This is a genomic window from Pseudomonas sp. (assembly GCF_035277045.1).
Lineage (GTDB): Bacteria > Pseudomonadota > Gammaproteobacteria > Pseudomonadales > Pseudomonadaceae > Aquipseudomonas.
This window is the reverse complement of the sequence record NZ_DATELE010000276.1, coordinates 103,482-117,884: the sequence shown is the minus strand read 5'-3', so window position 1 is coordinate 117,884 and position 14,403 is coordinate 103,482. Positions and strand designations below refer to the sequence as shown.

Here is a 14,403-nt window from a genome sequence, read left to right as displayed (position 1 = left end):
ATGAGCGGCAAGCCTCCTGCGATATTTCTCATGGGCCCCACGGCGGCCGGCAAGACCGACCTCGCCATCGCGCTGACACAGGTACTGCCGTGCGAGCTGATCAGCGTCGACTCGGCGCTGGTCTACCGCGGCATGGACATCGGTACCGCTAAGCCTTCCCGGGAGGTGCTCGCGGCCCACCCGCACCGGCTTATCGATATTCTCGACCCGGCCGAAAGCTACTCGGCCGCGGACTTTCGGCGTGATGCCCTGCAGGCGATGGCCGAGATCACCGCGCGTGGCAATATTCCGCTGCTGGTTGGCGGCACCATGCTCTATTACAAGGCCTTGGTCGATGGGCTGGCGGACATGCCCGCCGCCGACGCCGAGGTGCGCGCGCAACTCGAAGCCCAAGCCAGCGCGCTAGGGCTGGCCGAACTGCATCGGCAGCTGGCCGAGGTCGATCCGGAGTCGGCCGCGCGCATCCACCCCAACGATCCCCAGCGCCTCATCCGCGCGCTGGAGGTCCACCGGGTCAGCGGCGAGAGCATGACAGCCCATCGCCAGCGTCAATTCGCGCAAAGTCTTGCCGCAGACGCAGGCGGGCAGGGACATTTGCCCTATACTGTCGCCAGTTTGGCCATCGCGCCTACGGATCGTCACGTTCTGCACCAGCGAATCGCGACACGATTTTCGCAAATGTTGGAACAGGGCTTCGTGGACGAGGTCCGAGAGCTGCGAGCCAGAAGTGACTTGCACGCGGGGCTGCCGTCTATACGGGCAGTAGGTTATCGACAGGTCTGGGAACATCTCGACGGCAAGCTCAGCGAAGCCGAGATGCGCGAGCGCGGCATCATCGCCACTCGCCAGCTCGCCAAGCGGCAATTTACGTGGTTACGCGGCTGGTCCGACGTTCACTGGCTTGATAGCCTTGCCTGCGACAATCTGTCCCGCACCTTGCAATACCTCGGGTCCGTCTCCATATTGAGCTGAGTCCCTGCAATTGCCGTCTATTCTTCGGACCTGGCGGCTTGAAGCACCGAATTCCATCGTTTTTCTACTATTGATCCTTACAGGAGTGCGGCATATGTCAAAAGGGCATTCGCTACAAGACCCTTACTTGAACACTTTGAGAAAAGAAAAAGTTCCGGTTTCGATCTATCTGGTCAACGGCATCAAACTGCAAGGCTCGATCGAGTCGTTCGACCAGTTCGTCGTCCTGCTGAAAAACACCGTCAGCCAGATGGTCTACAAACACGCCATCTCCACGGTGGTACCTGCCCGCCCGGTTCGCCTGCCTAGCCCGACTGATTCCGAGCAGGGCGACGCTGAACCAGGTAACGCCTGATAGGAGTCTGCTTTGTTCTTTGAGCGCCACGGTGGTGGTGAGCGGGCGTTGCTCGTTCACTTGGAAGGTCAGAACCCTGAGGCGCGCGAAGACCCGCAGGAGTTTCAGGAGCTGGCATTGTCGGCCGGAGCCGATATCGTCGTGTTCGTCAATGTGGCGCGACATCAGCCTACGGCCAAGTACCTGATTGGCAGTGGCAAGGTCGAGGAGTTGCGCGACCTGGTCAAGGCCGAACAGGCCGATCTGGTGATTTTCAATCACACCCTCACACCCAGCCAGGAACGTAACCTCGAACGTGTCTTCGAGTGTCGCGTGCTGGACCGTACCGGGCTGATCCTCGACATCTTCGCCCAGCGGGCGCGTACCCATGAAGGCAAGCTGCAGGTCGAACTGGCCCAGCTCGAGCACATGAGCACGCGGCTGGTGCGCGGCTGGACCCACCTTGAGCGGCAGAAGGGCGGTATCGGCCTGCGCGGCCCGGGTGAAACCCAGCTCGAGACCGACCGGCGCCTGTTGCGGGTTCGCCTGCGCCAGATCAAGGCCCGTCTCGAAAAGGTCCGCAGCCAGCGCGAGCAGGCACGCCGCGGCCGCCGCCGCGCGGATATCCCGTCGGTGTCGCTGGTGGGCTATACCAACGCCGGCAAATCGACCCTGTTCAACGCGCTGACCGCCTCCGAGGTGTATGCCGCCGACCAGCTGTTCGCCACCCTCGACCCGACCCTGCGCCGTCTGCAACTCGACGACCTTGGGCCGATCGTGCTGGCCGACACGGTAGGGTTCATTCGTCACCTGCCGCACAAGCTGGTCGAGGCATTCCGGGCTACGCTCGAAGAGTCGAGCAACTCCGACCTGCTGCTGCACGTGATCGATGCCCATGAGCCAGAGCGCATGGAGCAGATCGAGCAAGTGATGGCCGTGCTGGGCGAGATCGGCGCCGAAGGCTTGCCGATCCTCGAGGTCTATAACAAACTCGACCTGCTCGAGGACGTCGAGCCGCAGATCCAGCGCGATGCCGATGGCAAGCCGCAACGGGTCTGGGTGTCGGCACGTGACGGCCGCGGTCTGGAGCTGGTGGGCCAGGCGGTTGCCGAATTGCTGGGCAATGATCTCTTTGTCGCTACCCTGCGCCTGGACCAGCGTTTTGCCCGCTTGCGCGCGCAATTCTTCGAGATGGGCGCCGTGCAGGGCGAAGAGCATGATGAAGAAGGCAGCAGCCTGCTGAGCGTTCGTTTGCCCAGGGTCGATCTCAATCGCCTGGTCAGCCGCGAAGGCATGGAACCGCAGGTGTTTATCGAGCAACATACTTTGCAATAAATGCCCGGTGACGTTGCCGGGCAGCCGTAACAGGCATTCTGTAGCATTGGACGGCGCGCCGTGGGCGCGTCTTTGCTTTATCAGATGGAGAGCGCTATGGCTTGGAATGAGCCGGGTGGCAACTCGAACAATCAGGACCCCTGGGGCGGCCGCCGTGGTGGCGGTGGCGACAAGAAGGGTCCACCCGATCTGGACGAGGCCTTCCGCAAGCTGCAGGACAGCCTGAACGGCATGTTTGGCGGTGGCAAGAAACGCGGTGGTGACAGGAATGTCGGGCGGGGCGGCGGTCTTGGCCTGCTCGGTATCGGCCTTGCCGTGCTGGCGGCCATCTGGCTGTACAGCGCCGTGTACGTGGTTGATGAACAGGAGCAGGCCGTCGTGCTGCGCTTCGGCAAATACTACGAGACCGTAGGGCCGGGCCTGAACATCTACTTCCCGCCGATCGATCGCAAGTACATGGAAAACGTGACGCGTGAGCGTGCGTATACCAAGCAGGGGCAGATGCTCACCGAGGACGAGAATATCGTCGAGGTGCCGCTGACCGTGCAGTACAAGATCACCAACCTGCAGGACTTCGTGCTCAACGTCGACCAGCCTGAGGTCAGCCTGCAGCACGCGACCGACAGTGCCTTGCGCCACGTGGTGGGTTCCACCTCGATGGACCAGGTCCTCACCGAAGGCCGCGAGCAGATGGCCGTGGATATCCGCGAACGCCTGCAGCGCTTCCTCGACACCTATCGCACCGGTATCACCGTGACCCAGGTCAACGTGCAGAGCGCGGCAGCCCCGCGTGAAGTGCAGGAAGCCTTCGACGACGTGATCCGTGCCCGCGAAGACGAGCAGCGCGCCCGCAACCAGGCCGAGTCCTACGCCAATGGCGTGGTGCCAGAAGCCCGCGGCCAGGCCCAGCGCATCATCGAGGACGCCAACGGCTACCGCGACGAAGTCGTCTCCCGCGCCAAGGGTGAGGCCGACCGCTTCGTCAAGCTGGTCACCGAGTACCGCAAGGCGCCAGAGGTTACCCGCCAGCGTCTGTATCTGGAGACCATGCAGCAGGTGTACAGCAATTCGAGCAAGGTCATGGTGGCGACCAAGGACGGGCAGAACAACCTGCTCTACCTGCCGCTGGACAAGATGGTCGAAGGCAGCCGCAACAGCGCGGCACCGGTCAGCGGTGCGGGCTCGGCGTCGGTCAACGACGCGGCTGCCCGTTCGTCATCGGAGCTGCAATCGCAACAACAGCCGCCGCGCACTAGGGAGAGCCGCTGATGAGCAACAGATCGCTGATCGCCCTGATCGTGGCCGTGGTGCTGGCCATCGTGGCCTGGAACAGCTTCTACATCGTGTCCCAGACCGAGCGCGCGGTAATGCTGCGCTTTGGCCGTGTGGTCCAGACCGATGTCCAGCCTGGCCTGCATGTGAAGATCCCGTACGTCAACCAGGTGCGCAAGTTCGACGCCCGCCTGATGACCCTGGATGCACCGACCCAGCGCTTCCTGACGCTTGAAAAGAAAGCCGTCATGGTCGATGCCTACGCCAAATGGCGGGTCAAGGATGCCGAGCGGTTCTACACCGCCACGTCCGGCCTCAAGCAGATCGCTGACGAGCGCCTGTCGCGTCGTCTTGAAAGCGGCCTGCGTGACCAGTTCGGCAAGCGCACCCTGCACGAGGTGGTGTCCGGTGAACGCGACGCGCTGATGGCTGACATCACGGCTTCGCTGAACCGCATGGCCAACAAGGAACTGGGCATCGAAGTCATCGACGTTCGCGTCAAGGCCATCGACCTGCCCAAGGAAGTGAACCGCAGCGTGTTCGACCGCATGAGCACCGAGCGTGAGCGTGAGGCCCGCGAGCACCGCGCCAAGGGTAACGAGCTGGCAGAGGGTATCCGTGCGGATGCCGACCGTCAGCGCCGTGTCCTGGTGGCCGAGGCCTATCGCGAATCGGAAGAGACCCGCGGTGACGGTGACGCCCAGGCGGCCGCCATCTACGCGGCGGCGTACAATCAGGACCCTGATTTCTACGCCTTCTACCGTAGCCTGCAGGCTTACCGCGAGAGCTTCTCGAGCAAGAGCGATGTACTGGTCCTGGATCCGAAGAACGAGTTCTTCCGCTTCCTCGACAAGAGCAAGCCCTGACCAGACACCCCGCCGGGCGGCTAAAACGCCTGGCGGGGTGATTTCTGTCTGAAAACGGGTGTATGATGCGGCAGCCGGGATTTTCCCGGCTTTTTTGCGTCTGCAAGGTTGATTCGCCGCGACGTGGGTCGTTTAAGGATTAGAGGGTGTTGGCACGGCGGTGGCGCTGGGATCGGTGCTGCCTGATGCTGTCTGACGATACCTGTTTCACTCAAGGCTCGCCCATGGGCAGGCCGCCCGGACCAAAGGGGAAATGGCGTAATGGCAACGGTAGACCGCTGGCTCTTGCCAGATGGCATCGAGGAAGTACTGCCACCAGAGGCTGCGCGCATCGAGATCGCGCGCCGCCAGGTGTTGGACCTGTTCCAGAGTTGGGGTTACGAACTGGTCGTGACCCCGCATATCGAATACCTGGAATCGCTGCTCACCGGTGCCAGCCAGGACCTGGACTTGCGGACCTTCAAGGTCGTCGACCCACAGTCCGGTCGCCTGATGGGCTTTCGCGCCGATTTCACGCCGCAGGTCGCGCGCATCGACGCGCACACCCTGCGTCGCGAAGGCCCGAGCCGCCTGTGCTATGCCGGTAGCGTGCTGCACGCCCAGCCGCGCGCCCTGTCGACTTCGCGCAGCCCGATCCAGCTGGGCGCCGAGCTCTATGGCGATGCCAGCCCGGCCAGCGACGTCGAAGTCATCAGCCTGATGCTCGCCATGCTGCAACTGGCCGACGTACCGGACGTGCACATGGACCTCGGCCATGTCGGTATCTACCGCGGCCTCGCTCGCGCTGCCGGTCTGTCTGGCGCGGTCGAGCAACAGCTGTTCGACGCGTTGCAGCGCAAGGCGCGCGACGAGGTCGAGGCGCTGACCGCAGACCTGCCCAAGGACCTGGGCAGCATGCTGCGTGCGCTGAGCGACCTGTGCGGCGGCCGCGAGGTGCTCAACGAGGCCCGCGTACGTCTGGGGCGTGCGCCGGCCAGCGTGCTGGCCGCGCTGGATGACCTGCTGGCGATCGCCGATCGCCTGGCGGCGCGGTATCCGGACCTGCCGTTGTATTTCGACCTGGGCGAGCTGCGCGGCTACCACTATCACACTGGCGTGGTGTTCGCGGTGTTCGTGCCTGGCGTCGGTCAATCGATCGCCCAGGGCGGGCGCTACGATGACATCGGCGCCGACTTTGGCCGGGCACGCCCGGCCACCGGTTTCTCCACGGATTTGAAGACCCTGGTCACACTGGGGCGAGCGGAGGTCGTGTTGCCTTCTGGCGGGATCTGGATTCCCGACAGCAGCGACGCGGCCCTCTGGCAGTTGGTCTGCCAGTTGCGCAACGAGGGCCAGCGTGTGGTCCAGGCCCTGCCTGGCCAGCCGCTGAATGCTGCTCTTGAGGCGGATTGTGATCGGCAATTGATTCAGCAAGACGGGCGCTGGCAGGTTCTGCCGCTGACCCAGTGAGTTTTTCCGCCGGCAATCGCCGGCACCCAAGATTGCGTGAATGAGGACAAGTGTTATGGGTAAGAATGTCGTCGTCCTGGGCACCCAATGGGGTGATGAGGGCAAAGGCAAGATCGTCGATCTGCTGACCGAACATGCTGCCGCCGTAGTGCGTTACCAGGGCGGTCACAACGCTGGCCACACCCTGGTCATCAATGGCGAGAAGACCGTGCTGCACCTGATTCCTTCGGGCATCCTGCGTGAAGGCGTGCAGTGCCTGATCGGCAACGGCGTGGTGGTTGCACCTGACGCCCTGCTGCGCGAGATCACCAAGCTGGAAGAGAAGGGCGTGCCGGTGCGCGAGCGCCTGCGCATCAGCCCGTCCTGCCCGCTGATCCTGTCCTACCACGTGGCCCTCGACCAGGCCCGTGAAAAGGCCCGTGGCGAGCAGAAGATCGGCACCACCGGTCGTGGCATCGGCCCGGCCTACGAAGACAAGGTAGCCCGTCGCGGTCTGCGCATCGGCGACCTGTTCCACCGCGAGCGCTTCGCGGCCAAGCTGGGCGAGCTGCTGGACTACCACAACTTCCAGCTGGTGAACTACTACAAAGAGCCTGCGATCGATTTCCAGAAGACCCTGGACGAGTGCATGGAATACGCCGAGCTGCTCCAGCCGATGATGCAAGACGTCACCGCCGAGCTGCACAACCTGCGTCGCGCCAGCAAGGACATCATGTTCGAAGGCGCCCAGGGTTCGCTGCTGGACATCGACCACGGTACCTACCCGTACGTCACCAGCTCGAACACCACCGCGGGCGGCATCGCCACCGGTTCCGGCGTTGGCCCGATGTACATCGACTACATCCTCGGGATCACCAAGGCCTACACCACCCGCGTGGGTTCCGGCCCGTTCCCGACCGAGCTGTTCGATGACGTCGGCGCGTTCCTGGCCAAGCGTGGCCACGAGTTCGGTGCGACCACCGGCCGTGCCCGTCGTCGCGGCTGGTTCGATGCCGTCATCCTGCGTCGCGCGATCGACGTGAACAGCATCTCGGGCCTGTGCCTGACCAAGCTGGACGTGCTCGACGGCCTTGAGACCATTCGCATCTGCGTGGGCTACAAGAACGAGAACGGTGCCGTCATCGACGCGCCGACCGACGCCGACAGCTATATCGGCCTGGAGCCGGTGTACGAAGAGCTGCCAGGCTGGACCGACTCCACCGTCGGCGCCAAGTCGCTTGAAGAGCTGCCAGCCAACGCCCGCGCCTACATCAAGCGCGTCGAGGAGCTGGTCGGTGCCCCGATCGACATCATCTCCACCGGCCCGGACCGCAACGAGACCATCGTGCTGCGTCATCCGTTTGCCTGATTCAGCTTCCTGAAGGCTGAAAAAAAGCCGCGCCTCCGAAAGGAAGCGCGGCTTTTTTTTGCCTGGTGCAAGAGCGTCCCACAGGTACAGCGCAGGCTGTAGAGGCAGCGACCTACCTGTGGGAGCCGGCTTGCCAGCGAAGAGGCCCGAGCAGGCTACGCCCTGTTCAGATACATCCGCGTCGTCAGCAGGTACACCGGCAATCCCGAAACCAGGATCAGCAACGCCGCATAAGGCGCCGCCGCCGCGAACTCGACGTTGGCGGTATGCGCCCAGACCTCGGTCGCCAGCGTGGTCATTCCCGTCGGGCTGAGCAGCAAGGTCGCCGTCAGCTCTTTCATGGCATCCAGGAACACCAGTGCGAACGCCGCCGCCAGCGCCGGGAAGATGATCGGCAGGGTCACCCGGCAAAACGCCCCGAACGAACTGGCGCCCAGGGTCCGCGCAGCTTCTTCAAGCGTCGGCGACGCCTTGTTCAGCGCCGTGCGCACCGGCGCCTGGGCCAGCGGCAGGAAGAGTAGGGCATACGCCAGCAACAGCAATCCCGTGGTCTGGTACAGCGCGGGAACATAGTGCAGGGCGAAGTACACCAGCGTCAGCGCGATCACCAGGCCTGGCAGGGCGTGCAACAGGTAGGGCAGGCGCTCGGCCCAGATCGCCAGGCGGCCTTTGTAGCGGACCACCAGGAAGCTGATGGGCAGCGCCAGCAGCAGAGTGAAACCTGCGCCACCGAGCGACATCGACAGCGATGACAGCAATGCCCGGCTGATATCGGCTACCGGGAAAGCAGCGGACGAGCCGACGCTCAACCAGTAGCCAAGCATGGCCAGCGGGATGCCGCTGCCCAGCACCGCCAACCCCAGGCAGAACAGTTGCGCCGGTGCCGTCCAGCCGCGCAGGCGTACTGGCGCGCCGCGGCGGGCAACGCCCTGGCCGATGCGCACATGACGGGCCTTGCCGCGCACGCGCAGTTCCAGCCACAACATCACCAGGCACATGGCCAGGAGCACGGCCGAAAGCATCGCGGCGTTGGCGTTGCTGAACTCCAGCTCGAACTGCTGGTAGATCGCCGTGGTGAATGTCTGCAGGCCAAGAATCGACAGCGCGCCGAACTCCACCAGCATGTGCAGCGCGATCAGCAGTGCGCCGCCCAGCATCGACGGCCACAGCAGCGGCAGGGTGATCTTGACGAACACCCCCCAGCGGCTGCAGCCCAGGGTGCGCGCCGACTCCTCGAGCGAGGTATCAAGGTTGCGCAGGGTCGCTGCCACTGGCAGGAACACCAGTGGGTATTTCGACAGCGCCATGACCAGGATCGCCCCGCCGAGGCCTTCGAACTTCGGGCTCAGCGACACCCAGGTGAAGCTGCTGACAAACGACGGCACCGCGAATGGCAGGCACAGGATCACACCCCAGTAGCGGCGTCCGCGCAGGTCGCTGCGCTCGAGCAGCCACGCCAATGCCAGGCCGACGACCAGGCACACGACGGTCACGCCGACCATCAGCATCAGGGTGTTGCGCATCAGCCCCCAGACAAAGGGACGCCAGAGCAGGTGCAGCGCTTCCTGCCAGCCGGCTTCCCAGGTCTTGAGGCCAACATAGAGCAATGGCAGCAAGCTCATGGCCACCAGGAACAGCACCGGCAGCACCACCCAGATCGAGGGGCGCTTGCGGCGTGGCACGAAGCGCAGCAGTGCCGGCTGAGGCAGGGCGGCAGTCATCAGAGCAGGCCGACTTCGCGTTCAAGTTCCAGGGCTTCCTCGGCGTTGCCAAGGTCGGCCGGGGTGATCTGCGGCGGACGCAGCTCCTCGAACGGCTTCAGGCCCTGGTCGGAAACCATGCCTTTATGCAGGGGATACTCGGCGGTGGTCTGGGTGATCACGCGCTGGCCTTCTTCGCTGGCCATCCAGTTGAGCAGGGCCTGGGCTTCCTTCGGATGCTTGCTGGCCTTGACCGCGGCGGCGCCGGAAATGGTCACCAGGCCACCGGCATCGCCGTCGGCCAGGTAGTACAGCTTCGAGTCCAGCTGGCCGCGCTCGCGCTTGAGGGCATACCAGTAGTAGTTGTTCACCAGTACCGCGGCGACTTCGCCGTTTTCCACGGCCTTCAGGGCGACCATGTTGTTGGTGTAGGTCTTGCCGAAGGCCTTGAGGCCAGTCAGCCATTCCTCGGCGGCATCGCGACCGTGCATCTTCAGGATGGCCACGGCCTGCTCCTGGAAGGCACCGCTGGTCGGAACGAAGCCGACGCGGCCATCCCACTCAGGGTTGGCGAAGTCCATGACCGATTGTGGCAAGTCCTTCTCGTCGATCTGCTTGGGATTGAACACCACCACGCGGGTCCGCGCGGTAACGCCCATCCAGCTGCCGTTGGCGGCAACGTATTCCTTGGGCAGCATCTGCAGGGTGGCGTCGTCGATCTTCGCCAGCAGGCCCAGCTCGCCCAGGTTGTTCAGCGGCGGGGATTCCTCGGTGTAGATCACGTCGGCCGGCGAACGGTCGCCTTCCTCGATGATCTGGCTGGCCAGCTGGTTGCTGCTGCCCTTGCGGATATTGATATGAATGCCGGTCTTGGCCTCGTAAGCCTTGGCGATAGCCTCGCCGATTTCCTTGTGCTGGCCGTTGTAGAGCGTCAGGGACACCGGGTCGGCAGCCATGGCGGCCGGCGCGCCAAGCACCAGGCCGAGTACGGCGGCGGCCAGGGTGCGCATCAGCGGTTTCGGGCGGATCGTCATGCGGGTACTTCCTCGCTTACGGCTACATATTTGGAAACAATGATAAACGATATTGTTTCTCAAGTGAGCACGTGGAAGAAGATTCATCAGCGCCCGGCAATGAAATTCATTCGGGTGGAGGAGGGGGAATCGCAGGCAAGAAAAAACCCGCTAGCGAGCTAGCGGGTTTTCTTGAAGATGGTGCCCAGAAGAAGACTCGAACTTCCACGACCGTAAGGTCACCAGCACCTGAAGCTGGCGTGTCTACCAATTTCACCATCTGGGCAAGTTGAAGCAGTAAAGCATGAAGCGGTGTAGCGTGTCTCGTAAATTCCAGATAGGCTCTATCTGAAACTTGAAATTGGTGCCCAGGAGAAGACTCGAACTTCCACGACCGTAAGGTCACCAGCACCTGAAGCTGGCGTGTCTACCAATTTCACCACCTGGGCTTTCGCTGAAGGCTAACTCGATGGTTCACATCGGTCCGCTTTTCAACTATAACGACGGTGTCCGTCGTCGTGGTGCGCACTATACGGATGGCTCTGGAGGCTGTAAAGCCCCGGACCAAAAAAAAATTCAAAATTTCAAGTTGTTGATTCGGCAGGCCTTCGAAGCCGCCGAGTACCCTTTGGCGGGGCTGTCCAAGTCTGACATTTCCGGTTTCAATACGCCTATGCCAAACTATCCCTTATATAGACCAAGGTGAACCCCTACTGATGGCCGATTGGCAATCCCTCGATCCCGAGGCCGCACGTGAAGCGGAAAAATACGACAACCCCATTCCCAGCCGTGAGCTGATCCTGCAACACCTTGCCGACCGCGGTGAGCCGGCTGCGAGAGAGCAGTTGGTGGCGGAGTTCGGCCTGACCACCGAAGACCAGATCGAAGCCCTGCGTCGCCGCCTGCGCGCCATGGAGCGTGACGGCCAGCTGATCTATACCCGGCGCGGCACTTATGCCCCGGTAGACAAGCTGGACCTGATCCTGGGCCGCGTTTCGGGCCACCGCGATGGTTTCGGCTTCCTGATCCCGGACGATGGCAGCGACGACCTGTTCCTGAGCCCTGCGCAGATGCGCCTGGTGTTCGATGGCGACCGCGGGCTGGCACGGGTCGGCGGCGTCGATCGCCGTGGGCGCCGCGAGGGCGTGATCGTCGAGGTCATTTCCCGGGGCCATGAAAGCGTGGTCGGCCGCTACTACGAAGAAGGCGGCATCGGCTTCGTCACCCCCGACAACCCGAAGATCCAGCAGGAAGTGCTGGTCACCGCCGGCCGCAATGGCGGGGCCAAGATCGGTCAGTTCGTCGAGATCAAGATCACCCACTGGCCAACCCCGCGCTTCCAGCCCCAGGGCGATGTGGTCGAAGTGATCGGCAACTACATGGCGCCGGGCATGGAGATCGACGTCGCGCTGCGCAGCTATGACATTCCGCATGTCTGGCCCGAGGCGGTGATCAAGGAAGCGCGCAAGTTCCGCTCCGAAGTCGAAGAGAAGGACAAGGAAAAGCGCGTCGACCTGCGTCACCTGCCGTTCGTCACCATCGACGGCGAGGATGCCCGCGACTTCGACGATGCGGTGTACTGCGAGCCGCTCGGCAAGCTGCGCATGTTCTCGGGCGGCTGGCGCCTGTACGTGGCGATCGCCGACGTTTCCAGCTACGTTCGCCTGGGCTCGGCCCTGGATAACGAAGCCCAGGTGCGCGGCAACTCGGTCTACTTCCCCGAGCGGGTGGTGCCGATGCTGCCCGAGGAGCTGTCCAACGGCCTGTGCTCGCTGAACCCGCATGTCGATCGCCTGGCCATGGTCTGCGAGATGACCATGAACAAGTCCGGCCAGATGGTCGACTACCAGTTCTACGAAGCGGTGATCCACTCCCATGCGCGCCTGACCTACAACAAGGTCAGCAGCATGCTCGAGCATTCGCGCACCCGCGAAGGCCGCGCGCTGCGTATTCAGTACGAAGAAGTACTGCCGCACCTCAAAAGCCTGTACTCGATCTACAAGGTCCTGCTGGATGCCCGTCACAGCCGTGGCGCGATCGACTTCGAGACCCAGGAAACCCGTATCATCTTCGGCTCCGAGCGCAAGATCGCGGAAATCCGCCCGACCGTGCGCAACGATGCCCACAAGCTGATCGAGGAATGCATGCTGGCGGCCAACGTGGCCACCGCCGAGTTTCTCAAGAAGCACGAGATTCCGGCTCTGTACCGTGTCCACGATGGCCCGCCGCCGGAGCGCCTGGAAAAGCTCCGCGCCTTCCTGGGCGAGCTCGGCCTGTCGCTGCACAAGGGCAAGGAGCCTTCGCCGAAGGACTACCAGGCCCTGCTGTCGCAGATCGCCGACCGTCCGGACTTCCACCTGATCCAGACCGTCATGCTGCGCTCGTTGAGCCAGGCGGTGTACAGCGTCGAGAACAACGGCCACTTCGGCCTGAACTACGAAGCGTACACCCACTTCACCTCGCCGATCCGCCGCTACCCGGACCTGCTGGTGCACCGCGCCATCCGCAGCGTCATCCGTTCCCGCCAGGAAACCCCGCACGTCAAACGTGCCGGTGCGATGAGCATTCCCAAGGCGCGCATCTACCCGTACGACGAGAACACCCTCGAGCAGATGGGCGAGCAGTGCTCCATGAGCGAGCGGCGCGCCGACGAGGCCACCCGCGACGTGGTCAACTGGCTCAAGTGCGAGTACATGAAGGACCGCGTGGGCGAGACCTTCCCGGGTGTGATCACCGCGGTGACCGGCTTCGGCCTGTTCGTCGAACTGACCGACATCTACGTCGAAGGCCTGGTGCATGTCAGCGCGCTGCCGGGTGACTACTATCACTTCGACCCGATCCACCATCGTCTGGCGGGCGAGCGCAGCGGTCGCAGCTTCCGCCTGGGCGACACGATCGACGTCAAGGTGATGCGCGTCAACCTGGACGAGCGCAAGATCGACTTCGAGGTGGCCGACAGCACCCTCAATGCCCCGATCGGCCGCAAGCGCCGTGCCGCGGATGATGCTCCGGCATCGAAGCAGGGCGCCGACGGTTCCCGCTCGGCGAGCCCGTCCAAGGCCCGCTCCCGTGCCGAGTCCAAGACCGAGCTGTCGGCACCGGCGCCAGCGCCCAAGGCCGAACCGGCCCGCCGCGGCAAGAAGGGCGAGGCTTCCGAGGCCTACTTCCCTTCCCAGGCAGTTGAGCGCAACGCCGAGGTGCGCAAGAGCCGTGAGATGAAGAAAGCGCTGATGAGCGACGCCCGTACCGGCGCCGCCAAGTCGGACAAGTCCGGCGCCAAGTCGTCTTCCGGCAAGCCGACCAAGCACCGCAAGGGGCCACCGAAATCAGGGGCCAGTACCGCACGCAAAGGCAAGAGCAAGTCATGAGTCAGCTGGAAAAGATCTACGGCGTGCATTCCGTGCAGGCGTTGTTGCAGCACCATCCCAAGCGGGTCAAGCAGATCTGGCTGTCGGAAGGGCGCAGTGAGCCACGCGTCCAGGCGCTGATCGAACTGGCGGCCCAGCACCGCATCCCGGTCGGTCAGGCCGAGCGCCGCGAGCTCGATGCCTGGGTCGAAGGCGTGCACCAGGGCGTGGTCGCCGAGGTCAGCCCGAGCCAGGTCTGGAATGAGGCGATGCTCGACGAGCTGATCGATCGCAGCGAGGGCAAGCCGCTGATCCTGGTGCTCGATGGCGTCACCGACCCGCACAACCTCGGCGCCTGCCTGCGCACCGCCGATGCGGCGGGTGCCACGGCGGTGGTGATCCCCAAGGACAAATCGGTCAGCCTCACCCCCGTGGTGCGCAAGGTCGCCTGTGGCGCCGCCGAGGTCATGCCCCTGGTGGCGGTGACCAACCTGGCGCGTACCCTCGAAAAACTGCAGCAGAAAGGGCTGTGGGTCGTGGGTACCGCGGGTGAGGCCGAGCAGCAGATCTACCAGCAGGACATGACCGGGCCGACCGTGCTGGTGATGGGCGCCGAAGGCAAGGGCATGCGCCGCCTGACCCGCGAGCACTGCGACTTCCTGGTCAAGTTGCCGATGGGCGGCAGCGTGAGCAGCCTCAACGTCTCGGTGGCCACCGGGGTGTGCCTGTTCGAGGCTGTGCGCCAGCGTCAGGCCAAGTCCTGACGC

The 14,403-nt window shown here is 63.7% G+C and carries 11 protein-coding genes and 2 tRNA genes; 9 read left to right on the top strand and 4 right to left on the bottom strand.

Going from position 1 to position 14,403, the window contains the following annotated elements; all coding sequences use genetic code 11:
* The 7 genes from miaA to VJS90_RS16580 all read left to right on the top strand — a co-directional run bounded on the left by miaA (position 1) and on the right by VJS90_RS16580 (position 7,576).
* Positions 1-972: a tRNA (adenosine(37)-N6)-dimethylallyltransferase MiaA gene (gene miaA / locus VJS90_RS16610; RefSeq protein ID WP_324122736.1), complete on the top strand. Its 972-nt coding sequence runs from the start codon at positions 1-3 to the stop codon at positions 970-972.
* 94 nt (positions 973-1,066) lie between these two features.
* Positions 1,067-1,327, top strand: coding sequence for an RNA chaperone Hfq (gene hfq / locus VJS90_RS16605; protein ID WP_158458519.1), 261 nt, complete (start codon positions 1,067-1,069; stop codon positions 1,325-1,327).
* A gap of 12 nt (positions 1,328-1,339) precedes the next feature.
* Positions 1,340-2,641 carry a ribosome rescue GTPase HflX gene (gene hflX / locus VJS90_RS16600; RefSeq protein WP_324122735.1) on the top strand — a complete coding sequence of 434 codons (1,302 nt, stop codon included), beginning with the start codon at positions 1,340-1,342 and terminating at the stop codon, positions 2,639-2,641.
* A gap of 96 nt (positions 2,642-2,737) precedes the next feature.
* Positions 2,738-3,910, top strand: coding sequence for an FtsH protease activity modulator HflK (gene hflK / locus VJS90_RS16595; protein WP_324122734.1), 1,173 nt, complete (start codon positions 2,738-2,740; stop codon positions 3,908-3,910).
* Positions 3,910-4,779 carry a protease modulator HflC gene (gene hflC / locus VJS90_RS16590; protein WP_324122733.1) on the top strand — a complete coding sequence of 290 codons (870 nt, stop codon included), beginning with the start codon at positions 3,910-3,912 and terminating at the stop codon, positions 4,777-4,779. Before hflK ends, hflC begins: the two co-directional genes overlap by 1 nt.
* 261 nt (positions 4,780-5,040) lie before the next feature.
* Entirely contained in the window at positions 5,041-6,228 is a 1,188-nt protein-coding gene (locus VJS90_RS16585; protein WP_324122732.1) for an ATP phosphoribosyltransferase regulatory subunit, read from the top strand.
* 55 nt (positions 6,229-6,283) lie between these two features.
* The gene (locus VJS90_RS16580; RefSeq protein WP_324122731.1) at positions 6,284-7,576 is read left to right on the top strand and encodes an adenylosuccinate synthase; all 1,293 of its coding nucleotides are present in this window, start codon (positions 6,284-6,286) and stop codon (positions 7,574-7,576) included.
* Positions 7,577-7,731: 155 nt separating this feature from the next.
* On the opposite strand, the gene VJS90_RS16575 is transcribed toward VJS90_RS16580, so the two are convergent.
* The 4 genes from VJS90_RS16575 to VJS90_RS16560 form a co-directional block, all read right to left on the bottom strand.
* Positions 7,732-9,297 carry an iron ABC transporter permease gene (locus tag VJS90_RS16575; protein WP_324122730.1) on the bottom strand — a complete coding sequence of 522 codons (1,566 nt, stop codon included), beginning with the start codon at positions 9,295-9,297 and terminating at the stop codon, positions 7,732-7,734.
* A complete protein-coding gene (locus tag VJS90_RS16570) occupies positions 9,297-10,310 on the bottom strand; it encodes an extracellular solute-binding protein (protein ID WP_324122729.1) in 1,014 nt (337 codons plus the stop codon). Before VJS90_RS16570 ends, VJS90_RS16575 begins: the two co-directional genes overlap by 1 nt.
* A 178-nt stretch (positions 10,311-10,488) precedes the next feature.
* A tRNA-Leu gene (locus VJS90_RS16565) sits at positions 10,489-10,575 on the bottom strand.
* 76 nt (positions 10,576-10,651) lie between these two features.
* Positions 10,652-10,738: transfer RNA gene (locus VJS90_RS16560), tRNA-Leu, on the bottom strand.
* A gap of 267 nt (positions 10,739-11,005) precedes the next feature.
* On the opposite strand from VJS90_RS16560, the gene rnr reads away from it, so the two are divergent.
* Positions 11,006-13,657: a ribonuclease R gene (gene rnr, locus VJS90_RS16555; protein WP_324122728.1), complete on the top strand. Its 2,652-nt coding sequence runs from the start codon at positions 11,006-11,008 to the stop codon at positions 13,655-13,657.
* Positions 13,654-14,400 (top strand): 23S rRNA (guanosine(2251)-2'-O)-methyltransferase RlmB, encoded by a 747-nt coding sequence (gene rlmB, locus VJS90_RS16550; RefSeq protein ID WP_324122727.1) that lies wholly within the window; start codon positions 13,654-13,656, stop codon positions 14,398-14,400. The genes rnr and rlmB overlap by 4 nt, the downstream gene beginning before the upstream one ends.
* Positions 14,401-14,403 lie beyond the last annotated feature (3 nt).